Source organism: Leucobacter sp. VD1 (assembly GCF_037150695.1).
Taxonomy (GTDB): domain Bacteria; phylum Actinomycetota; class Actinomycetes; order Actinomycetales; family Microbacteriaceae; genus Leucobacter.
This window is the reverse complement of the sequence record NZ_JBBCPO010000001.1, coordinates 884,183-905,997: the sequence shown is the minus strand read 5'-3', so window position 1 is coordinate 905,997 and position 21,815 is coordinate 884,183. Positions and strand designations below refer to the sequence as shown.

At 65.7% G+C, this 21,815-nt stretch carries 17 protein-coding genes and 4 tRNA genes; 11 read left to right on the top strand and 10 right to left on the bottom strand.

The features are described 5' to 3' along the window. The first annotated feature begins 26 nt into the window (after positions 1-26). From kdpC to WFL22_RS04215, 3 genes are read left to right on the top strand one after another with little or no spacing between them, the layout of a single operon-like run. Positions 27-641, top strand: a complete 615-nt coding sequence (gene kdpC, locus WFL22_RS04225; protein WP_336991601.1) for a potassium-transporting ATPase subunit KdpC — start codon at positions 27-29, stop codon at positions 639-641. 2 nt (positions 642-643) lie between these two features. Next, on the top strand, positions 644-3,142 hold the full coding sequence (locus WFL22_RS04220) for an ATP-binding protein (RefSeq protein ID WP_336991599.1): 2,499 nt from the start codon (positions 644-646) through the stop codon (positions 3,140-3,142). Further along, positions 3,139-3,831, top strand: a complete 693-nt coding sequence (locus WFL22_RS04215) for a response regulator (RefSeq protein ID WP_336991598.1) — start codon at positions 3,139-3,141, stop codon at positions 3,829-3,831. Before WFL22_RS04220 ends, WFL22_RS04215 begins: the two co-directional genes overlap by 4 nt. Positions 3,832-4,053: 222 nt before the next feature. Here the strand turns inward: WFL22_RS04215 and WFL22_RS04210 are convergent. After that, positions 4,054-4,129 (bottom strand) — tRNA-Val (locus tag WFL22_RS04210). Positions 4,130-4,245: 116 nt separating this feature from the next. Next, positions 4,246-5,265 carry a hypothetical protein gene (locus WFL22_RS04205; protein ID WP_336991597.1) on the bottom strand — a complete coding sequence of 340 codons (1,020 nt, stop codon included), beginning with the start codon at positions 5,263-5,265 and terminating at the stop codon, positions 4,246-4,248. Between the two features lie 220 nt (positions 5,266-5,485). On the opposite strand from WFL22_RS04205, the gene WFL22_RS04200 reads away from it, so the two are divergent. From WFL22_RS04200 to WFL22_RS04190, 3 genes are all read left to right on the top strand, one after another. Further along, positions 5,486-5,558 (top strand) — tRNA-Gly (locus WFL22_RS04200). Between the two features lie 47 nt (positions 5,559-5,605). Further along, a tRNA-Cys gene (locus tag WFL22_RS04195) sits at positions 5,606-5,676 on the top strand. 27 nt (positions 5,677-5,703) lie between these two features. After that, positions 5,704-5,775 (top strand) — tRNA-Val (locus WFL22_RS04190). Between the two features lie 190 nt (positions 5,776-5,965). On the opposite strand, the gene WFL22_RS04185 is transcribed toward WFL22_RS04190, so the two are convergent. Together WFL22_RS04185 and WFL22_RS04180 are read right to left on the bottom strand one after the other, a co-directional pair. Beyond that, entirely contained in the window at positions 5,966-6,997 is a 1,032-nt protein-coding gene (locus tag WFL22_RS04185; protein ID WP_336991596.1) for a hypothetical protein, read from the bottom strand. Between the two features lie 129 nt (positions 6,998-7,126). Then, a complete protein-coding gene (locus WFL22_RS04180; protein ID WP_336650986.1) occupies positions 7,127-7,312 on the bottom strand; it encodes a CsbD family protein in 186 nt (61 codons plus the stop codon). A gap of 156 nt (positions 7,313-7,468) precedes the next feature. Between WFL22_RS04180 and WFL22_RS04175 the strand changes: the two genes are divergently transcribed. Then, entirely contained in the window at positions 7,469-8,272 is an 804-nt protein-coding gene (locus WFL22_RS04175) for a DUF1206 domain-containing protein (RefSeq protein WP_336991595.1), read from the top strand. A 67-nt stretch (positions 8,273-8,339) separates the two neighbouring features. On the opposite strand, the gene WFL22_RS04170 is transcribed toward WFL22_RS04175, so the two are convergent. The 4 genes from WFL22_RS04170 to WFL22_RS04155 form a co-directional block, all read right to left on the bottom strand. After that, positions 8,340-8,576, bottom strand: a complete 237-nt coding sequence (locus WFL22_RS04170) for an Rv0909 family putative TA system antitoxin (RefSeq protein ID WP_336650988.1) — start codon at positions 8,574-8,576, stop codon at positions 8,340-8,342. Positions 8,577-8,668: 92 nt separating this feature from the next. Then, positions 8,669-9,256, bottom strand: a complete 588-nt coding sequence (locus WFL22_RS04165; protein ID WP_336991594.1) for a hypothetical protein — start codon at positions 9,254-9,256, stop codon at positions 8,669-8,671. Between the two features lie 6 nt (positions 9,257-9,262). Further along, on the bottom strand, positions 9,263-10,327 hold the full coding sequence (gene zapE / locus WFL22_RS04160; RefSeq protein WP_336650990.1) for a cell division protein ZapE: 1,065 nt from the start codon (positions 10,325-10,327) through the stop codon (positions 9,263-9,265). Between the two features lie 33 nt (positions 10,328-10,360). Beyond that, entirely contained in the window at positions 10,361-11,539 is a 1,179-nt protein-coding gene (locus WFL22_RS04155) for an alpha/beta hydrolase (protein ID WP_336991593.1), read from the bottom strand. An 85-nt stretch (positions 11,540-11,624) separates the two neighbouring features. On the opposite strand from WFL22_RS04155, the gene WFL22_RS04150 reads away from it, so the two are divergent. From WFL22_RS04150 to WFL22_RS04135, 4 genes are all read left to right on the top strand, one after another. After that, on the top strand, positions 11,625-12,197 hold the full coding sequence (locus WFL22_RS04150) for a DUF3000 domain-containing protein (RefSeq protein WP_336991591.1): 573 nt from the start codon (positions 11,625-11,627) through the stop codon (positions 12,195-12,197). 2 nt (positions 12,198-12,199) lie between these two features. After that, positions 12,200-13,387, top strand: a complete 1,188-nt coding sequence (locus tag WFL22_RS04145; RefSeq protein ID WP_336991590.1) for an HRDC domain-containing protein — start codon at positions 12,200-12,202, stop codon at positions 13,385-13,387. A gap of 121 nt (positions 13,388-13,508) precedes the next feature. Next, positions 13,509-14,705, top strand: coding sequence for a thiolase family protein (locus WFL22_RS04140; protein ID WP_442918407.1), 1,197 nt, complete (start codon positions 13,509-13,511; stop codon positions 14,703-14,705). Positions 14,706-14,710: 5 nt separating this feature from the next. Continuing rightward, positions 14,711-16,846 (top strand): 3-hydroxyacyl-CoA dehydrogenase NAD-binding domain-containing protein, encoded by a 2,136-nt coding sequence (locus tag WFL22_RS04135; protein ID WP_336991589.1) that lies wholly within the window; start codon positions 14,711-14,713, stop codon positions 16,844-16,846. A gap of 85 nt (positions 16,847-16,931) precedes the next feature. On the opposite strand, the gene dxs is transcribed toward WFL22_RS04135, so the two are convergent. Together dxs and acnA are read right to left on the bottom strand one after the other, a co-directional pair. Beyond that, entirely contained in the window at positions 16,932-18,884 is a 1,953-nt protein-coding gene (gene dxs, locus WFL22_RS04130) for a 1-deoxy-D-xylulose-5-phosphate synthase (protein WP_336991588.1), read from the bottom strand. A gap of 200 nt (positions 18,885-19,084) precedes the next feature. Beyond that, positions 19,085-21,772, bottom strand: a complete 2,688-nt coding sequence (gene acnA, locus WFL22_RS04125) for an aconitate hydratase AcnA (protein ID WP_336991587.1) — start codon at positions 21,770-21,772, stop codon at positions 19,085-19,087. Positions 21,773-21,815: the final 43 nt, after the last annotated feature.

Genomic DNA, 21,815 nt, shown 5'->3' with positions numbered 1-21,815 from the left:
ACGCCCTCAGAAAGACAGAGAACCACATGAACACGCAACGTCGCGCAGTCGCGCGCACAGTCGGGGTTGCAACCCGCGCCATGATGCTCCTCACCCTCACCCTCGGGGTCGGATACACCCTGGTGATCACCGGTGTCGGTCAGCTCGCCCTGCCCGCGCAGGCCCAGGGGTCGATCGTCACGGACCAAGCCGGCGATCCCGTCGGTTCGTCCCTGATCGGCCAGTCCTTCACTGACGCGCTCGGCAACCCGCTGCCCGAGTACTTTCAGTCCCGACCCTCCGCTGCTGGTGACGGCTATGACGGTGGAGCATCCTCAGGCTCGAACTACGGGCCGGAGAACGAGGATCTGATCGCCGCCATCACGGAACGCAAGGCCCAGGTCGCGGAGTTCAATGGCGTCACCGAGGCAGAAGTGCCTGCCGATGCGGTTACGGCCTCTTCGTCAGGGCTGGATCCCCACATCAGCACCGCATATGCGGATATCCAGATCACGCGGGTCGCTGAAGCACGCGGAATGCCGGTGGAGCAGGTGCGGGAGATCGTCACGGCGCACACTGCTGGCGCCGACGCTGGGTTTTTGGGAGAAACGAGGGTGAACGTCTTGGAACTCAACCTCGCGCTCGATGAATGGGAGGGCTGATCATGCCGAAACGGGGGCAGCTTCGGGTGTTGCTCGGCGCTGCCCCTGGCGTCGGCAAGACCTTCTCAATGCTCGAAGAAGGGCGGCGCCTGATCGGAGCAGGCGTCGACGTCGTCATCGGGATCGTGGAGACGCACGGCCGCGCCGCCACGGCCGCAATGGCCGAGGGAATCCCCAGTGTGCCTCGCATCGTGACCGAGCACCGGGGGGTGGCACTCGAAGAGATGGACCTCGGGGCGGTGCTGGAGCGAATGCCCACCGTTGCGCTGGTCGACGAGCTCGCCCACACCAATGTGCCCGGTTCAAAACACGACAAACGGTGGCAGGACGTCGAAGAACTTCTCGCCGCGGGGATTGACGTGATCTCCACCCTGAACATCCAGCATATTGAGTCTCTCAACGATGTCGTCGAGCAGATCACCGGAGTCCCCCAGAGGGAGACCGTCCCGGACAGCTTCCTGCGCGGTGCCGAGCAGATCGAAGTGATCGACCTCGCGCCCCAAGCTCTCCGCGACCGACTCGGTGGCGGGTTCGTGTATCCGGCCGAACGCATTGACGCAGCCCTGTCCAACTACTTCAGGCTCGGAAACCTCACCGCATTGCGTGAGCTCGCGCTCATCTGGCTGGCCGACGAAGTCGACCAGGCCTTACAGGGCTACCGAGAGGATCACGGCATCGACAGCACCTGGGAGGCCCGCGAACGAGTGGTCGTTGCCCTCACCGGTGGCCCTGAAGGTGAGACGTTGCTGCGCCGAGGCGCCCGCATCGCCGCCCGCTCAGCAGGCGGCGAACTCATCGCGGTTCACGTCACCAGCCAGGATGGGCTGCGTACAGGCAACCCCGCAGCACTCGCAGAACAGCGGGCGCTCTCGGAGAAACTCAACGGCACCTACCACCAAGTCATCGGCGAGGATATCCCCACCGCGCTGGTGGAATTTGCACGCTCGGTCAACGCCACCCAACTCGTCCTCGGCGCGAGCCGCCGAGGACGCATTGCTTCCGCGATAACCGGGCCAGGCATCGGAGCGACCGTGGTTCGTGAGTCCGGCGACATCGACGTCCACATGGTCAACCACGCCGCCGCCAGAAAACGGCGCGCGCTGCCGCCGCTCACGGGGGCACTCACTCGAAAACGCCGCATCCTTGGCAGCATCGTCGCTCTCCTGGGAGGGCCCGCACTCACGGCACTGCTGGCTCTGTTTCGCAGCGAAGACTCCATCACCACGAACGTTCTTTCATATCAGCTGCTCGTGGTTGTCGTCGCCCTGATTGGCGGAATCTGGCCGGCGCTGCTCGCCGCGGTGCTGTCGGGGATCACCCTGGACTTCCTCTTCATAGAACCGCTTCACACGATCCATATCCACCAGCCCCACCACCTCATCTCCCTGATCCTGTATGTAGTGATCGCAAGCCTGGTGAGTTTTATCGTCGACCGTGCCGCTCGCTACACTCGGGCTGCCCGCAGATCCGCCTCAGAATCCGAGCTGCTCCAAACGATTGCGGGCGGTGTGCTGCGAGGTGGGAACGCGATTCAAGCGATCATCGACCGCACCCGCGAAGCGTTTCAACTTCAGGGGGCACGTCTCATGCGCGGAGAAGAGGTGCTTGCCTGCTCGGGCGAAGCCCTGTCCGACGGCCTTCCCACCATCATCCGCGTCACAGACGACACCCACCTGGAACTGTACGGTCCCGACCTCGCCGTGGCTGAACAACGCATCCTTGCGGTGGTCACCGCGCAGCTCACTGCCGCCCTCGAACACCAGCACCTCACCCAGACGGCGCAGCAGATCGAACCGATCGCAGCGTCGGACCGCGTGCGGGGTGCCCTCCTCTCAGCTCTCAGCCACGACCTGCGCCGCCCCTTGGCCGCAGCGTCCGCCGCCGTCGGAGGCCTCAAGACCGCAGGCCCCAGCCTGGGGCCGGGCGACCAACAGGAGCTGCTGGACACCGCGGATGAGAGTCTCGCCGCCCTTGCTGCCCTCGTGACCGACCTGCTCGACGTGAGCCGTCTCCAAGCCGGAGTGCTCACCGTCACCGGCATACCCACCGATCCGGCAGAAATCGTCGCGCCGGCCCTGGATGAGCTCGGCTTGGAACCGAGCGATGTCACCCTCAACATCGCCCACGGCGACGCGCTCGCGCACGCAGACCCCGTGCTCCTGCAACGAGTGCTGGTCAACCTGCTCGCCAATGCCCATCGCTATGCCCCGGTCGACACCCCGGTCCATGTCAGTACCAGCACCTTCAAAAACCGGCTCGAGATCCGCATCGTTGACCATGGCCCCGGTATTCCTCCCGAGAAGATCAATGACATTTTTCTCCCCTTCCAACGCCTCGGCGACACCGACAACACCACCGGTCTCGGCCTCGGCCTTGCGCTCTCGCGCGGATTCATCGAAGCGATGAACGGCACGCTCACACCCGAGGACACCCCCGGCGGTGGCCTCACCATGGTCATTTCTCTCACCACCACGAACAACGCCAGCCAGGAGCATGCATGAGAATCCTGATTGCCGATGATGACCCGCAGATGCTTCGCGCTCTGCGTCTCACGCTCAGCGCCAGAGGGTACAAGATCTATACCGCGGCCGACGGCGCGCAGGCGATCACCGCTGCCATCGACCACCATCCCGACACCTTCCTCATCGACCTCGACATGCCCAAGCTCGGCGGTATCGACGTCATCCACGGCATCCGCAGCTGGTCGCAAGCCCCGATCCTCGTGGTCTCCGGTCACGCCAGCGCCGCCGACAAAGTCGAAGCCCTCGACGCTGGCGCAGACGACTACATCACAAAACCCTTCGCCATTGACGAACTTCTCGCGCGCATCCGCGCCCGCACACGCCGCGCATCCGCAGAAGAAGCCACCCCCGTGGTGCATCTCGGTTCGATCACCATCGACCTGGTCGCGCAGCGCGTCACCCGCCACACGCCTGATGGGCATCAGCAGATCCGACTGACCCCCACGGAGTGGCAGTTCATCGACATCCTCATTCGTAACGCCGGAAAGCTCGTCACCCGTCACACCATTCTCACCACCATCTGGGGTGCCGGGCACGCCGAAGACACCGGCTATCTCCGTCTCTACGTCTCCCAACTACGTCGAAAGCTCGAAGAAGACCCCGCGAGGCCCGTGCATCTGCTGACGGAGCCCGGCATGGGCTACCGTCTTGAAGGCATGACGACCTGACGGCCACGACGTGACCGCGATGCTGAGCGGGGTTGGCGCATCGGATGCACTGCTGTCATGCATTGATGCGCGAATCGACGTGGTGAATGCAGAGACGGTGAGCGATTCCATCGCCATGCTCGACCTGGCAGTTTGGGTGCCAGACCCGGCATTGCTCAGCAGCACACGATCCAGTAAGAGACGTCGAATCCGCGCCTATCGCATGCAAGAACGTCAAGAATTTGGTGGGCGATACCAGACTCGAACTGATGACCTCTTCCGTGTGAAGGAAGCGCGCTACCAACTGCGCCAATCGCCCGTGTGACCCGGATCAGCGATCCGCACCAACCCGACCAATCTTACACATATCTGCAGGCCACTGCGCCAATCGTACCGCGACCGGCGGAATCATGCCGGTCGCGGGCGATTCGAGCCTCACTCGCTCGGGCGTGTCGTGACCGGAGCGAGGTCGCTGTTCAGCTGCTGGTCGAGCTCCGAACTCAGCTCCCCCAGCTGCTTCAGCTGCGCGCCCAAGCCGTTGTAGTAATCAATGTCAGCCTGCAGTTGAGTGAGTGTCTGTTCGAGTGCATCTCGGCGATCCGCGAGCTCACCGCGAATGCGATCGAACTCGCCAGGGTTGCTCGAGAACTCGTAACGCTCGTTCCGTGCACTGAACTCCGCGGCGTCCTCGTTGAAGCGGCGCACATCCTCGTCATAGGCGGTCTTGCGGGCCTCAATATCTGTCCTCAGCGTCGACATCTCAGCCTGAAGCGTGTCGGCCTGCTGCTGCAGATCGACAAACACGGCGTGATACCTCTCGAAGATGTCGACGAGCGATCCGCGATCCGCAAACCACTGCGCATAATGCTCTTCCAGCCAATCGGGGAGCCCGCGCACCTCCGTGCCAAGCACCGAATGCAACTCATTCGCAAAAGCCGCATCCGACAGGTGCTCGTAGACCTGCATGCGATCCCGAAGGGCGGGATCCTGCGCCGACAACTCCTCGTAGACGGCCCGCAGACGCGGCGCGAGCGCGGCGCGATCACCCTCCCCCAAACGGGCGTAGGTGGCGTGCAACAGCTCGTGGGCCGCAGTGACCTCAACAACGCCCTGTACGCGATCGTCGGTGACATCGAACAGGTGGATGCGCTCCCCCGTGAAACACCCCAGCACATGGCCTTGCTCGGAATGATCCACCTCGGCGCACTGCTCATTGAAATGCTGGCTGCCATCGATCGTCGGCTTCGTGGCAAGAAAGACCCGCTCCCCCGACGCGGTGAGATCGAGCTCGCCCATCACCTCAACCACCCGCGGATGCGGCTCGAAGCCCATTGCAGCGAAGTGATCGCGGATCTCCTGTCGGTGCGAGAACGCGAACACCGCAATCGCCGCCACCAGGAGCACGCACAGCAGTGCGACTCCCCGCTTCAGAGCCGACCGCCCGCGCTTGCCCATGGACACCACGCTAGTCGGGATCGGGGCCGCAGGGGTGCACATTCGACCTCAGTTGACGAGGAATGTTGCACCAGGGTGCACAAACTGCGTGAACACGAGGTGAAAATGAGGCGGAGACAGGCGGCGCGCCCGGGCGTTCCAGGCTGATTTGCGTCGCGCCAGGGACGCGCATATAGTTATTCAGGTCGCCACGGCAGCGGAAACGCAGCAGGGCGGCGATGCGGATGTAGCGCAGTTGGTAGCGCATCACCTTGCCAAGGTGAGGGTCGCGAGTTCGAGTCTCGTCATCCGCTCGAGTGGCCGAGTTTTCTCGGCCGCTTGTGGTGTCAACCACCACTGCGGTGGCGTGGCCGAGAGGCGAGGCAGCGGCCTGCAAAGCCGTATACACGGGTTCGAATCCCGTCGCCACCTCGCTTACAATTTCATAAGCCTGAATAGGCGCGATTGGCGCAGCGGTAGCGCGCTTCCCTGACACGGAAGAGGTCACTGGTTCGATCCCAGTATCGCGCACAGCGAGACCCCCTCTACGAGGGGGTCTTTTTTGTTGCGCGCAGTACCGGGCTCTCCCCCAGTGACCTCGCGAGAATTGCGAACGCTTCGCGTCCGCCCTGAAATTCTCGCGCTGGTTCGATCCCAGTATCGCGCACAGCAAGACCCCCTCGATGAGGGGGTCTTTTGTGTCCGCGATATGTGTCTCTTCCTACTCCGCGGTGTTCATGCGCTGGCGTTCTCGCTGCCCGTGAGTCAGCATCCTGATGTCTGCATCGGAGTCAAAGCTCGACCCGAGCGCACCGGCCACGGTGCCGAGCGAAGCGCTCAGCACCGCGATATCTAAGTAGTTCGAGAAGCGCGCCTCCGATCCGAGCACGCTGCTCATGAAGTCGGGATCGATCACGATGAGCGCGCTCAGCAAGATGATGACGACGAGCGAACCGTAGAGAGCGAGCACGCACAGCAGCAGCGTCAATACTGTCGACAGGTTGTAGAGCAGGATCACCTCGGTCAGGCTCGCATACCGGGGCCGATCCCACAGGCGGTTGCCAATCAACAGCCAAACTATGATCACGAAGATCGCGAGTCCGCTGATGAGCGCGAGACGAGACGGACTGAGCGCCGCCGACATCTGCCAGATCGAGTTGTAGAACACTCCGAAGGCGCCTGCAGCGGCCGCAGCCGCGAGCGCACTAGATAGCTTGGGCACGATCCGCCAGGGATCGTTCGCGAGCACCATGCCACAAACGGTGCGCGCGCCCCCTGACAGGCGGCGTGCTTGCAGCAGCCTGTTGGCGTTCTCAGCACTCCCCCGCCACCTTGCCCAAGATATGCGGTGCTGAGCGTCTTCCTCGGCCGGTGCAGCGCGCATCTGCATGATGCACGAGACCATCACGCGCAGCAGGCGACTGTTCACGGCTCCCACCCCGAGGGTAGGCAGTGACACGACCGCCACATCGTCCGCGACGAGCACCTCGGAGACCAGAGGCCGACCGAATCTGTGGCGTGGGATCTCGGTGGCCATCAAGACGATCTCGAGGCCCTCGTGCCCGTTTGAGCGCCGTTTCACATCCGAAACGTCCAGTGTGTCGTCTGGATCGATGCGGATCAGCTCAGTGCGCATCTGCACTGCTACCGGGGTCGTCAGCGCTCGCTCGAGCTCGGCCTCCAACCGCTCGCGAATGCGTAAAACGCGGCGTGATGGCTGACCGGGATCAGCAACGACAAGCACCCTCAGCATTCCTCCTCCTTGACGGCGCAGGCGATTGCGTCACGAAGCCCACACCGTGCATTACCTCGGCCGGGCCCAGAAATGCAGAAGTCCCCGCGAACCCCTTCCGGGGTTCGCGGGGACCGTCTGTGTGGGAGGTCAGTGACCGAAGACATCCTTGGCGGCGTCCTTAGCGTTCGCGGCAGCGTTCTTGAGGTCGCCCTTCGCCTGGTCGGCTTTGCCTTCAGCGACCTTTTCGTCGTCACCGGTGACGTGGCCCAGGGCCTCTTTCGCCTTGCCCTTCGCCTTGTCCATACCGGCCGACAGCTTGTCTGATGCACTCATGTGGCTCCTCCTTCGTGTTGACGCACCCCACTCTTCCAGGCACCGCAGGGCATCTCCAGGGGGTTGCCCGGCGGCCTGATTTGTGCGATCCTTCGCGCCCGCGTCTGTCACCACCTCGGTGCCTCGCATGCGCGGAGCACCGGATACGCTCGAAGCGTGAAACCCGAGGTGAAATCTGCGGCACGCTCTGCAGAACGCAAGACGCCGCTTCGCGTGCTGGCCCGCAGCGGCTATGTAGCGAGCGGTCTCATCCACCTCATCATCGGCGGTATCGCCCTCGCTCTGGCGTGGGGCGGGCGGGGGGAGGCGGATCAGGCCGGCGCACTCACGGCGCTTGCTTCGGCGCCGCTCGGCTTCGCCGCGCTCTGGGTGGTGGCTGGGCTGCTGTGGGCCTTGGCGGCGTATCACGGCGTACACGGTGTCGCGCTGCGCATTGAACAACGACCGAAGCGCTGGGCCCGCCGGTCCGCCGAGTGGGGGCAAGCGGCCCTGTTTCTCGTAATGGGGGTGCTCGCTGCGGCTGTTGCGGTCGGGGCGCGCCCGGATCCTGATTCGAGTGCCCGTGAGGCCAGTCGTGGGCTGCTCACCGTTCCGGGCGGGCCGGTGCTGCTGGGGCTCATCGGGGCGGGCGTGGCGATCGGCGGCGTCTCGTGGATCGTGATGGGCGTGCGGCGCAGCTTTCGCAAGCGGGTGGCGTTGCCGCCCGGACTGTTCGGCAGGGTGGTCGCCGGGATCGGCGTGCTCGGTTTCGTGATGAAGGGGGTCGCGCTCACGGCGGTGGGTGTGCTGCTCGTCGAGGCTGCGGTGCAGCGAGATCCTCAGGCGGCGGGAGGCTTCGACGCGGCCATTGAATCGCTGCGGGGTTTGCCCTTCGGCGGTGCGCTCGTTGCGGTGATGGGAACGGGCTTTGTCGCGTACGGGGTGTTCTGCGTGTTCCGCGCCCGCTACGCCAAGCTCTAGCGCGCTACAGCGTAGAAGGTGCCCGGTGGTCGTCCGGGAGACCGCCGGGCACCCTCAGCTGCGGTCGCTACTCGTTGCCGATTTTGCCGTCGAGGTTGTCGCGCAGTTCAGTGACCTTGTCGCTGTGCTTGCCCCCGGTGACCTTGTTCGCGAGGTTCGCCGCACCGTCGAGAATCTTGTCGCTGATGCCTTCGGCCTGCTCGCTCTGCAACGCCTCCTCGATCTTGCCGGCATTCTGCTTCGCGAACTCGCCGGCCTTGCCTGCCAGCTGGGACGCCTGCTTGCCCAGATCCTCAATGCCCATATGCAGCTCCTCTCGTCGCGCGCCGACCGATTCGTCGCGTTGTCGACATTATGGCCCGGGACGGAGCCGCCCAACAGGGGCGGGGCCGAGAATCACCCGCGAATGCCGTGCAGCCGCGCGACAGTCTGCACTGCCGTCACGAAGTGTTCGCGGTCCAGCACGTGCCCTTCGCGGCGCATACCGCTGTCGGTGATCCGCAGCACCCGATCGGGAGCGAGGAAGCTCTCGCGCCCCTGACTGTCCCAACCGCCGCTGCCGACCGAAACGAAGCCGCGATGCGGTTTCGTGCTCAGATAGCAGCCAGCCGTCGTGCCACCGTCGATCCGTGCAATGATCAGCACCGGCCGGTCCTTGCCGCGGCCGTCGTGTTCGGCGTAGGGCACCCAGGTCCACACGATCTCACCGGGGTCGGGGTCGCCGTCCGGGTGAGGCTCGTAGCTGGGTCGCAGACTGCGAATCTCAGCTGCAGTGAGGTCGCGGGTGGCACCCGCACCGTTGCGGCCCGGACTGTCGCTCTCGTCGTGCGGCACTAATTGCGCGCGGCTTGCGGAACGCAGGGTGGCGGATCCGCCCCGCGAACTACGGCCAGAAGCACCGCGCCGCTGCGAGCCGACCAGCACGTCGGTCACGGCGCGCGCGAGCAAGCGCAGCAGCCCGCCCTCCGATCCCCCGCCGGCCACGCGCTCCTACGCTTCGATCTCGCTCGAAGTGAGCGCGTTCAGGCGCGACATGCAGCGCAGATACTTCTTGCGGTAGCCGCCGTCGAGCATGCCGCCGCCGAAGATCGAAGTGAGCGGTGTTCCTGTGGCGCGGATCGGGATCTGCGCGTCATAGACGCGGTCGATGAACGCTACGAAGCGCAGCGCTGCCGACTGGTCGGTGAGCTGGTGCACGTCGCGCAGGCCGATGCACTGCACGCCGTCGAGCATGCCGACGTAGCTTGAGGGATGCACGGTCGCCAGGTGGGCGATGACCTGGGAGAAGTCGTCGTCGGTCATGCGCTCCCCCGAGGCCGCCACATCGGCGAGCGCGAAACGGTAGGCGTCGGTGTCGAGCGCGACGGCGTCGCCCTCGATGTCGCGCTGGCGGTAGTCGACGCCGTCGATCCGCACCGTGACGAAGCGATCAGACATCGCCTGAATTTCGCGCATGAAGTCGGCTGCGGCGAAGCGGCCCTCGCCCAGCGCGTTCGGCGGGGTGTTCGAAGTCGCGATGAAGCGGGATCCTGTCGCAGTGAGGTCCTTGATGAGCCGCGTCATCAGCATGGTGTCGCCCGGATCATCGAGTTCGAACTCGTCGATGCAGATGAGACGCGCACCCTGCAGCACGCCCACGGCTCCGTCGTAGCCGAGTGCGCCCACAAGCGCCGTGTACTGGATGAAGGTGCCGAAGTACTTTCGCCCGGCGGTGGCGTGCCACGCCGCAGCAAGCAGGTGGGTCTTCCCCACGCCGAAGCCGCCGTCGAGGTAGACACCCGGCCTGCTCGGTGCGCTGGGACGCGGATCTGCGGGCTTCTTCCGACCGAAGCCGAAGAAACCGCCGCGAGCGGCGGGCGGCTCAGGTTCGGTAAACGAGCGCAGCAGGCTTCGCGCCTCGTCCTGCGACGGGTACGCGGGATCGGGCCGATACGAGTCGAACGAGGCGTGATCGAACTGGGGAGGCGGAACGAGCGTCGCGACGAGGTCGGCACCGGAGATGCTCGGGTGACGGTCGACGAGACGTGCGGAGCTGTGCTGGGGGTCTGAAGACATCGCCCACCAGTCTACTGCCGCCGAGGCGCCATCTCAGCCGCGCCAGGCCGGGCGGGGCAGCGCTCGCGCGAACTGCTCCGTGACCCGCTCCCACGGTTCGGGATCCACGTTCCACAGTTTCACATGCTCGCCGTGCTGCTGCAGGCGCAGCTGCACCAGATCCGGTCGTTCCTCAGCGAGGCTCTGCGACCCGCTGCACGGCACGAAGGTATCCTGCTCGCTCGCGTGAATGAGCACGGGAACCTGCAGCTCGCGCCCAAATGCCGCCGCGTTCAAACTGTCGAAGGCGATGCCGCCGTGCTCACCGCTGCGCACCCGCCCCTGCCAGAGCAGGCGGATCCCGAGCTCAGCGACCAGCCGCGGGGCCCGCCTGCCGGCCGCGTGATACCGCAGCAGCTCGCTCCAATCCACCGCGGGAGAATCGAGGATCAGACCGTCGATCACGTCGCGATTGGCACCCCGAGTCGCCGTGACCAGCGCCGCCGTGCCGCCCATCGACCAGCCGAACAGCGTGACGCGCTGCGCCCCACGGCGGCGCGCCTCAGCGATCGCCGCGTCGACATCGCGGGCCTCCGACACTCCCACGCCGTAACGGCCGTTGACCCCGCTCGGAGCCCCCGGATCATTGCGGTAGCTGATCACCAGGCTCGTCACACCCGCACGTGCGAGCGGGGCGACCCCGCGCAGCGCTTCCTCGGGTGGGGCGCCGCGACCGTGCACATGCACCGCCCAGCGCTTCCTGCGAGCGCGGGCGGGGTGCACGATCCACGCCTCGGCATCTCCGAGTTCGGTCGGGTAGGTGATCCGCTCAGTCGCATACCCGAGTTCCTCTGGTGAGGTGTACCACCAGCCCGTCAAGCGGCCCGTCATTCCTGCGCGAGGCTCGCCACGATCCATCCGCAGGAGCTCACGAATCGTGCCGTCCTGCCCTGAGGCGAGCACCGGCCCCAGACGGGCATGGCCGGCACCGTGATCAAACACCAGGGAGTAGCGCCCCGGAAGATCGCAATCGACGCCCCGCATGCGCACCAGGGTGGCTGCCCCCTCGCGATGCACACCGAGCACCGTGACCGGAGACTCGGCCTCCTGCTCCGGGGTGACCGCGATCCGCGCCAGGGCCACACCGCCGGCAATGACGCCCACCGCTCCAACCGCCGCCGCACCCGCTGCGAAGCCGAGTGCGCGAGCGGTGTTCCGCTGCCAGTCCTCCATGAGCCGGTCTCCTCTCCTGCGATCCACCCCTGCCCGGCGTGGCATCGCAAAAACCCTCACAGCAAACTCTAGTGTTCCCTCTGTGATGGCAAGGATTGGTCTGCAGTCGATCGACTTCGATGTCGCCGCCGCTCAGATCCGGGGCGCGCAGCTGCGCAGCGAACTCGTGACGCAGGAGATCCCCGCCCCCGAACACATCGCGCCGCGATCGATTGCGCTCGCAGCAGGGGTCGCGCGAGGGCCCCGACGCGGCCTCTCCCCCGATGGCTCGATCGATTCGCATTACGGGGCCGGCCGTCTCGTGTTGATGCACGACCCGGACTCCGCCGAAGAGTGGGGCGCGCCCTTCCGCATCGTCTGCTTCGCGCAAGCCCCGCTCGAAGTCGAGATCGGTGTCGATCCCTTCATTTCTGACGTCGCCTGGTCATGGCTCGTTGACGCGCTCGATTCTCGCGACGCGCAGTACACCTACCTCTCGGGAACCGCGACGAAGACGTTGTCGAGCGGCTTCGGCACGCTTGAGGCCCAGGGCGACGCTGCCCAGATCGAACTGCGTGCTTCCTGGACACCACTCGGCACCGATTTCGCAGCTCACGCCGAGGCCTGGTCTGAACTGCTCTGCCTGCTTGCGGGCCTGCCGCACCGAGAGAGCGAGTGACCATGGTCGAACAGTCAGAACTCGACACCGACTGGTTGCTCGTCACCGACGATGCCGGCCTGGAGCGTGCCGCCGAAGCGCTCGCCGCAGCCGATGGGCCGGTGGGTGTCGATGCTGAGCGAGCCTCCGGGTTCCGCTACGGTTCAGACGCCTATCTCGTGCAGATGTTTCGACGGGGCACCAGGCCGTTCCTCTTCGATCCGACCGAGATCGAGAGTTTCGCTCCCCTGGCCGAGGCCATTACCGACGAAGAATGGATTCTGCACGCCGCGAGCCAGGATATTCCCTGCCTCAGCGCGCTGGGCCTCTCCCCCACACGCCTGTTCGACACCGAGCTTGCAGCGCGTTTGCTCGGCTACGAGCGGGTCGGGCTCGGTGCGATCGTCGAATCTTTGCTCGGCATCAGTCTTGAGAAAGCTCACTCCGCAGCCGACTGGTCGCAGCGGCCTCTGCCTGAACCTTGGCTGGAGTACGCAGCTCTTGATGTCGCGTTGCTGCCGGACTTGCGCGATGCGGTGGCGGCGGATCTCGAAGCGCAGGGTAAATCCGAGTTCGCGCGGCAGGAGTTCGAGGCCGTGCGCACTCGACCCGATAAGCCTCGCAGCCCTGAACCGTGGCGCAAGCTCTCGGGTGGGCATTCCTTGCGCTCGCCGCGCTCCCTCGCGATTGCGCGGGAGCTGTGGCTCGCGCGCGACGAGCTTGCCCGTGAGCGGGACGTCGCTCCGGGTCGTTTGATCCCTGATGCTTCGCTGGTGGCAGCTGCGTCTGCCAATCCCCGTTCGAAGGGTGGTCTCGCCCGCCTGCAGACGTTCCGGGGTCGCGCAAGCCGCACCGAGATCGATCGCTGGTGGCGGGCGATCCTGCGCGGTAAAACGACCGAGGACCTGCCCGGCCCGAAGCCTCGCGATCCTGACTCGGTGCCGCATCATCGCGGCTGGTCGCAACGGCACCCCGAGGCCGCCGCGCGGCTCACAGCGGCTCGAACCGCGCTTGAGGCCGAGGCGGAGCGGCAGCGGATCCCGATCGAGAATCTTCTCACCCCGGATACGCTCCGCAGGGTCGTGTGGAGCCCGCCGGGTGACCGTTCAGCCGATGCCGTGGCACTGCGTCTCAAGGAACTGGGTGCCCGCGATTGGCAGATTGGCATCACTGCACCAATCATTGCTGCCGCTTTTGTGGATCTCGCATAATTACTGCGGCGATACCGCTCGGAATTGCGGCGAACCCGCACGCCCCCTTCCATCTGTGAGACTCCGTCTCTAGGATGGTGAGCACGCAGATCACACACCTGATGGAGGCACAGTGGCCGCAATGAGAGAAGTCGTGTTCGTCGACGGGGTGCGTACCCCGTTCGGGCGTGCCGGCGAAAAAGGTATGTACGCGGGAACGCGCGCCGACGACCTCGCAGTGAAGGCGCTGCAGGGGCTGATCGAGCGCAACGAGGCGCTGCCGCTCGAACGCATCGACGACGTGGGCATTGCCGCGACCACGCAGCAGGGCGATCAGGGGCTCACCCTCGGCCGCACAGTTGCGATGCTTGCCGGGCTGCCCGTCACCGTGCCGGGCTTTGCGCTCGACCGCATGTGCGCAGGTGCCCTCACCGTCGCCTCCTTCATGGGAGCCGCAATCGGATCCGGGCAGTACGACCTCGCTATCGCAGGCGGCGTGGAACACATGGGGCGCCACCCCATCGGCCTCGATGCCGACCCGAACCCGCGCTTCGTCGCCGAGAAGCTCGTCAGCCCGGACGCCCTCAACATGGGCATCACCGCCGAGCGACTGCACGACCGCTTCCCCGAACTCACGAAAGAGCGCGCAGACCGCTTCGGCATGCTCAGCCAGCACAAGGTGCAGGCGGCATATGACCGCGGTGACATCCAGGCCGACCTCGTTCCGGTCGCGACGCGCTCCGCAAACGGCTGGGGTCTGGCCACCGAAGACGAGGGCCGCCGCCCGCAGACCACGATGGAAGCGCTCGCCGAGCTCAAGACCCCCTTCCGCCCCCACGGCAGGGTGACCGCCGGTAACGCCTCGCCGCTGACCGATGGCGCAACGGTCTCGCTCCTCGCCGGTGCCGACACCGCCAAGGAGCTGGGACTCGGTGCCAAGATGCGACTGGTCGGTTTCGCCTTCGCGGGCGTACAGCCGGAGGTGATGGGACTCGGCCCGGTGCCCTCCACCGAAAAGGCGCTCCGTCGTGCGGGGCTCACCATTGACGACATCGGCCTCTTCGAACTCAACGAGGCCTTCGCGGTGCAGGTGCTCTCCTTCACCGATCACTTCGGCATCGCCGACGACGATCCCCGCGTCAACCCGTGGGGCGGAGCGATCGCCTTCGGCCACCCCCTCGCAGCCTCGGGCGTGCGCCTCATGATCCAGCTCGCGCGCCAGTTCGAGCAGCGACCCGATGTGCGCTTCGGCGTCACCGCCATGTGCGTCGGGCTCGGCCAGGGCGGCACCGCCATCTGGGAGAACCCCCACTTCGACGGCAAGAAGGGCAAGAAGTAAGCGCCATGACCGACTACAGCAAGATCGATTTCTCTCCGATCATCGAAGCCTCAGCCGATGAGGTCGTCACCGAGTCGTACGTGCGCGATGTGGCGCTGCCATCAGGCGGCACACTCGCACTCATCACCCTCGACAATGGTCGCGACCACACTCGCCCCAACACCCTGGGCCCGCGCACCCTGCAGGCACTCGAGCGCGTGCTCGACGAGCAGCGCAGCCGCGCCGCAGCAGGAGAAATCCGCGCCGTCGCCATCACCGGCAAGCCGTTCATCTTCGCCGCTGGCGCCGACCTCTCGAAGGTCTCCACCCTCGCCACCGAGCAGAACGCCCGTCTCATGGCGCAGTACGGCCACCGTGTGCTCGGAAAGCTGGGCACCCTCGGTGTGCCCTCTTTCGCCTTCGTGAACGGACTCGCATTGGGCGGTGCGATGGAGATCGCCCTGAATTCCGACTACCGCACGCTCGATGCCTCCGCGGCCGCCCTCGCCTTCCCCGAGGTCTTCCTGGGCATCATCCCCGGCTGGGGAGGCGCGACGCTCGTGCCCAACCTCATCGGCATCGAGAAGGCGCTCGAGATCATCGTCTCGAACCCGCTCAAGAACAACAGAATGCTCAAGCCTCAGCAGGCCTTCGAACTGGGCCTGTTCGACGCGATGTTCGGCGCCGCGAGCTTCCTGGAACAGTCCATCGCCTGGGCCGACGGCGTCATCGCCGGCACCGTCAAGGTGGAGCGCCCCCATGTGCCCGGCAAGCTTGAACGCCTCACCAAGTGGCCGGCGGCGATCAAGATCGCCCGCGACACCCTCAAAGCACGTATCGGCACCGCGGCGAAGGCGCCTTATGTCGCGCTCGATCTGCTCAGCGCCGCGAAAGACAACGACATCGAGCGCGGCTTCGAACGCGAAGACGAGGCGCTCGCGCAGCTCATCTCGAGCGACCAGTTCGCTGCCTCCATCTACGCCTTCGATCTCGTGCAGAAGCGTGCGAAGCGCCCGGCTGGTGCCCCCGACCGTGAGCTCGCCCGCCCGGTGAAGAAGGTCGGTGTGATCGGTGCCGGCCTCATGGCTAGCCAGTTCGCGCTGCTCTTCGCCCGCAAGCTGCGCGTGCCGGTGCTCATCACGGACCTCGACCAGTCGCGCGTCGAGAAGGGCCTCGCCTACATTCGCGGCGAGATCGACAAGATGCAGGAGAAGGGCCGCCTCTCCTCTGATGACGCCAACCAGGTGAAGGCGCTCGTGAGCGGCACCACCGACAAGTCGCTCTACGCCGACTGCGACTGGGTCATCGAGGCGGTCTTCGAAGAACTCGGGGTGAAGCAGCAGGTGTTCGCCGAAATCGAGCCGATCATCTCGTCCGAGGCGATTCTCGCGACGAACACCTCGTCACTCTCGGTCGAAGAGATCGGCGCGAATCTCGCGCACCCCGAGCGACTCGTGGGCTTCCACTTCTTCAACCCTGTCGCGGTGATGCCGTTGATCGAGGTCGTGCGGGTGCCCGCCACCGACGACCCCACACTCGCCACCGCGATGGCTGTTGCGAAGAAGCTCGGCAAGAGCGCCGTGATCACCGCAGACCGCCCCGGCTTCGTGGTGAACCGCCTGCTGGCAAAGGTCATGGGCGAGGCCGCCCGGGCACTCGATGACGGCACCCCGCTGCCCGTTGTCGAACGCGCGCTCGGGCCGATTGGTCTGCCGATGGGCCCCTTCGAACTCATCGACCTTGTGGGATGGAAGGTCGCGGCGCATGTGCAGGACACGATGGTGCACGCCTTCCCGGATCGCTTCTACGCTTCCGAGAACCTGCACCGGCTGGCCGAGGTCGACGGGCCGCTCCTCAAGACCAAGCTTGGCAAAGTGGAGGATCTCTCGAAGGCGGGTCGCAAGGCCGTCGTGCTGGGCAAGACCGCTGTGAGCGAAGAAGAGATTCTGCGCCGCGTGGAGGACCAGCTCGCTGAGGAAATCCGCATCATGCTCGACGAGGGCGTAGTGGCAGCCGCAGAGGACATCGATCTCTGCCTCATTCTCGGTGCCGGGTGGCCCTTCCAGGCAGGCGGGGCGACCCCCTACCTCGACCGCGTCGGAGCAAGCGAACGTGCTGCCGGCGGCGCCTTCCACAACCCGCGCATCCAGGGCGCCCACTAACAGCGCACTGCAGCACAGAGCCCCTGCTCGGGTCATGTCCGAGCAGGGGCTCTTGCCTATATGAAGATGTGGCCGCGAGTGGCGGCTACTCCGGGCGGGCGATCGGGATCCGCTTTCCGCGCACCTGATCCGCCACCGCCGTAGCGATCTGTTCAGCGGTCAGGCCCGCGTCCTGCAGCAGCTCCTCACGGGAGGCGTGCTCCGGGAACGCATCAGGCGTGCCGAGCTCGCTCACCGCCGTGTCCACGCCGGCATCGCGCAACGCCTGCCGAATACGTGTACCGACGCCGCCCACACGAATGCCATCTTCGATGCTGATGAGCAAACGGTGGCTGCGTGCGAGCTCGGTGACCGAGTGTGCAACAGGCACCACCCAGCGAGGATCCACAACCGTGGCCGTGATGCCCTGCTCGGCGAGGATTGCGGCGGCTGCAAGGGCCACCCGAGCCATCGGGCCCACAGTGACGAACAGCACGTCAGTCGATGACGTGTCGGTCTGCTCAGCGCTGTCAGCATCGCTGCCCGACGCACCTTCGTGTGCTTCGAGCAGCACGTCGACACCATCGTGGAGGCGCCGCACGGCCGGCACCGGCGCGCCCACCGAGCCCTTCGGATACCTGATCACCGTGGGGCCGTCATCCACCAGCACGGCCTCCCCCAGCAGCTCCCGCAGCGTCGCCTCGTCTCGGGGTGCGGCGATCCTGATGCCCGGCACGATCTGCAGCGTCGCGAGATCCCAGACACCGTTGTGGCTCGCACCGTCAGGGCCGGTGATGCCCGCCCGATCCAGCACGAAGGTGACGCCCGCGCGGTGCAGAGCGACGTCCATGAGCAGCTGGTCAAAGGCGCGGTTCATGAAGGTCGCGTAGATCGCGACCACAGGGTGCAGCCCACCGTAGGCGAGCCCTGCCGCGCTCGTGACCGCGTGCTGCTCGGCGATCCCCACGTCGTATACGCGCTCAGGGTGTCGTTCGGCGAGCAGGTCGAGGCCGGTGGGTGCGAGCATGGCAGCAGTGATCGCGACGATGCGTTCGTCGCCCGCAGCAAGCTCCACGATCCGCTCACGGAACACCGACGTCCAGCTTGCACCGGATGCCGCCTGCACGGGCACACCGCTATCGGGGTTGATCTTGCCCACCGAGTGGAACTGGTCGGCCTCGTCGTTTTCTGCGGGAGCGTAGCCGCGCCCCTTCTCAGTGATGACGTGCACCAGCGTGGGGCGGCCGTAATCTTTCGCCTGCCGCAGCCCTCGCTCAACAGCCTCGAGATCGTGGCCGTCGATGGGGCCCACGTACTTGATGTCGAGATTCGAGTAGAGATCCTGGTTACCCGATGCCCGGCTCGCGATGCCGCGCATCGCCCCGCGCGTGGCACGGTATACGGTACGGCCGGGAGCGCCGAACGCAGAGAAGAAGCGCTCACTGCCCTCTTGCAGCTCGCGGTAGCTCGTCGAGGTGCGCACACCGTTGAGGAAGCGCGCCATGCCACCGATGGTGGGGGCATAAGACCGACCGTTATCGTTGACGACGATCACCAGGTTGCGGTCGTTGTCATCGGTGATGTTGTTGAGCGCCTCCCACGTCATCCCGCCGGTGAGGGCACCGTCACCCACGACGGCAACCACGTGCCGGTCGTGCTGGGCGCGCCGGGCGAATGCTCGCGAGATACCATCGGCCCAGCTCAACGAGCTCGAGGCGTGTGAGCTCTCGACAATGTCGTGCTCGCTCTCGGAGCGCTGCGGGTAGCCGGCGAGCCCGCCGCGCTGACGTAGCCGCGAGAAGTCTCTACGGCCCGTGAGTAGCTTGTGTACGTAACTCTGATGGCCGGTATCGAAGACGATCGGATCCCTCGGTGAGTCGAACACCCTGTGAATCGCGATCGTGAGCTCGACGACACCCAGGTTCGGGCCGAGGTGACCGCCGGTCTTCGCAACCTCGGCGATGAGAAACTCCCGGATCTCGGCCGCGAGCTTCCGGCACTCCTCGGGAGTGAGTGCGTCGAGGTCTCGGGGTGTTTCGATTCGATCCAGGATCGCCACTCGCCACCTCCGCTGTCGGTTCCGGCGGAATGCGCCGGGCATCCCCCGAGTCTACCGCGCCCGGCCAAGACGAAAGCCCGCCCCGCCCCAGCGAGTCGAGGACTCAGGGCGGTGCGGGCTTTCGTGCGGTGCTGGCTCAGACAGTGTTCATAGTGCCGGCCACGCGCAGCGCAGGCGGTGTTGGTTCAGATGGTGTTGGCTCAGACCAGCGAGCGCAGCACGTACTGCAGAATGCCACCGTTGCGGTAGTAGTCGGCCTCACCGGGGGTGTCGATGCGCACGATCGCGTCGAAGGCGACCTGCGAGCCGTCTTCCTTGGTTGCGGTGACCGCGACAGTCTTGGGGGTGACGCCCTCGTTTAGCTGCTCAACACCGGTGATGTCGAAGGTCTCAGTGCCGTCGAGGCCGAGGCTGTCGGCGCTCTGACCCTGGGGGAACTGCAGCGGCAGCACGCCCATACCGATGAGGTTGGAGCGGTGGATGCGCTCGAAGCTTTCGGTGATGACGGCCTTCACGCCGAGCAGGCTGGTGCCCTTCGCCGCCCAGTCGCGAGACGAGCCCGAGCCGTACTCCTTGCCGCCGAGAACGACGAGCGGAATGCCCGCGGCCTGGTAGTTCTGGCAGGCGTCGTAAACGTAGGCCTGGGGTGCGCCCTCCTGGGTGAAATCGCGCGTGAAGCCCCCCTCGACCCCGGCGCCGTTGTTCTCGGCGGCGAGCAGTTGGTTGCGGATGCGGATGTTCGCGAAGGTGCCGCGGATCATGACCTCGTGGTTGCCTCGACGCGAGCCGTAGGTGTTGAAGTCCTTCGGGGCGATGCCGTTGGCGACGAGGTACTGACCCGCGGGGGTCTCTGCCTTGAAGCTGCCGGCGGGGCTGATGTGGTCGGTGGTCACCGAATCACCGAGCTTCAGCAGCACGCGCGCACCCGAGATATCGCTGACGGGCTCCGGATCGCGCTGCATGCCGTCGAAATAGGGCGCCTTGCGCACGTAGGTCGACTTTTCATCCCAGGCAAAGGTGTTTCCGTCGGGGGTGGGGAGCGAGGTCCAGTGCTCGTCACCATCGAAGACCGTGGCGTACTTTTCGACGAACATCTCGGAGCCGATCGAGGCGTCGGCGATCTGCTGCACCTCGACGGGATCGGGCCAGATGTCGCGGAGGTAGACGTCGTTGCCCTCGGAATCTTCGCCCAAGGGCTGGTTCTCGAAGTCGAAGTCCATGGTGCCCGCGAGCGAGTAGGCGATCACGAGCGGCGGGCTCGCGAGATAGTTCATCTTGATGTCGGGGTTAATGCGACCCTCGAAGTTGCGGTTGCCCGAGAGAACTGCCGTCACGGCGAGGTCGTTGTCGTTGACGGCCTGCGAGATCTCTTCGTTCAGCGGGCCCGAGTTGCCGATGCAGGTGACGCAGCCGTAGCCGACAGTGTAGAAGCCGAGCGCTTCGAGGTCGTGCTTGAGGCCAGACTTCTCGTAGTAGTCGGTGACAACCTTTGAGCCGGGAGCGAGGGTGGTCTTCACCCACGGCTTCGCCTTGAGGCCCTTGGCGACGGCATTGCGGGCGAGCACGCCGGCCGCGAGCATCACGGAGGGATTCGAGGTGTTGGTGCAGGAGGTGATCGACGCGAGGGTGACCGCGCCGTGATCGAGCTCGAACTCGTTGCCGGCCTGATCCTTCACCTTGGCGGGGTTCGCGGCCTGGGCGTAGTTCTTGAGGTCGGTTTCGAACTGGCTCTTCGCGTTGCTGAGCTCGATGCGATCCTGCGGGCGCTTCGGACCTGCGATCGACGACACCACGGTGCTGAGGTCGAGCTCGAGGTACTCGCTGAACTGCGGCTCGCGGGCAGGATCGTGCCACATGCCCTGCGCCTGCGTGTACGCACGCACCAGCTCGATCTGCTCCTCGCTACGACCGGTGAGGCGCATGTAGTCGAGGGTGACATCGTCGACCGGGAACATGGCCGCGGTCGAGCCGAACTCGGGGCTCATGTTGCCGATGGTGGCGCGGTTGGCGAGCGGCACCGAGCCGACGCCCTCGCCGTAGAACTCGACGAACTTGCCCACGACGCCGTGCTTGCGCAGCATCTGGGTGATGGTGAGCACCACGTCGGTAGCGGTCACACCAGCGGGGATCTGACCCGACAGCTTGAACCCGACGACACGCGGGATGAGCATCGAGATGGGCTGGCCGAGCATCGCGGCCTCGGCCTCGATGCCGCCAACGCCCCAGCCGAGAATGCCGAGGCCGTTCTGCATGGTGGTGTGCGAATCGGTGCCCACGCAGGTGTCGGGGTAAGCGCGCAGCACGCCGTCAACAGTGCGGGTGAAGGTGACCCGTGCCAGGTATTCGATGTTGACCTGGTGCACGATGCCGGTCCCCGGGGGAACCACCTTGAACTCGTCGAAGGCGCCCTGGCCCCAGCGGAGGAACTGGTACCGCTCACCGTTGCGCTGGTACTCGATCTCGACGTTGCGCGCCGCAGCGCCGGGCGTGCCGTAGACATCGGAGATCACCGAGTGGTCGATCACCATCTCAGCCGGCGCGAGCGGGTTGATCTTGTCGGGGCTGCCGCCGAGATCGACGACCGCTTCACGCATAGTAGCGAGGTCGACGACGCAGGGAACGCCGGTGAAGTCCTGCATGATCACGCGCGCGGGAGTGAACTGGATCTCGGTGTTGGGCTCTGCGGAGGGATCCCAGCCGCCGAGCGCCTCGATGTGCGCGCGGGTGACATTGGCGCCGTCTTCGGTGCGCAGGAGGTTCTCGAGCAGCACCTTCAGGCTGTAGGGCAGGCGCTCGTGTCCCGGCACCTGATCGATACGGAAAATCTCGTACTCCTGCTCGCCTACGGCGAGAGTGCCCTTCGCTCCGAAGCTGTTGACCGCTGCCATTGCAGTTCCTCCACTCATGTCACGACACGCCGTATTCGGCGCC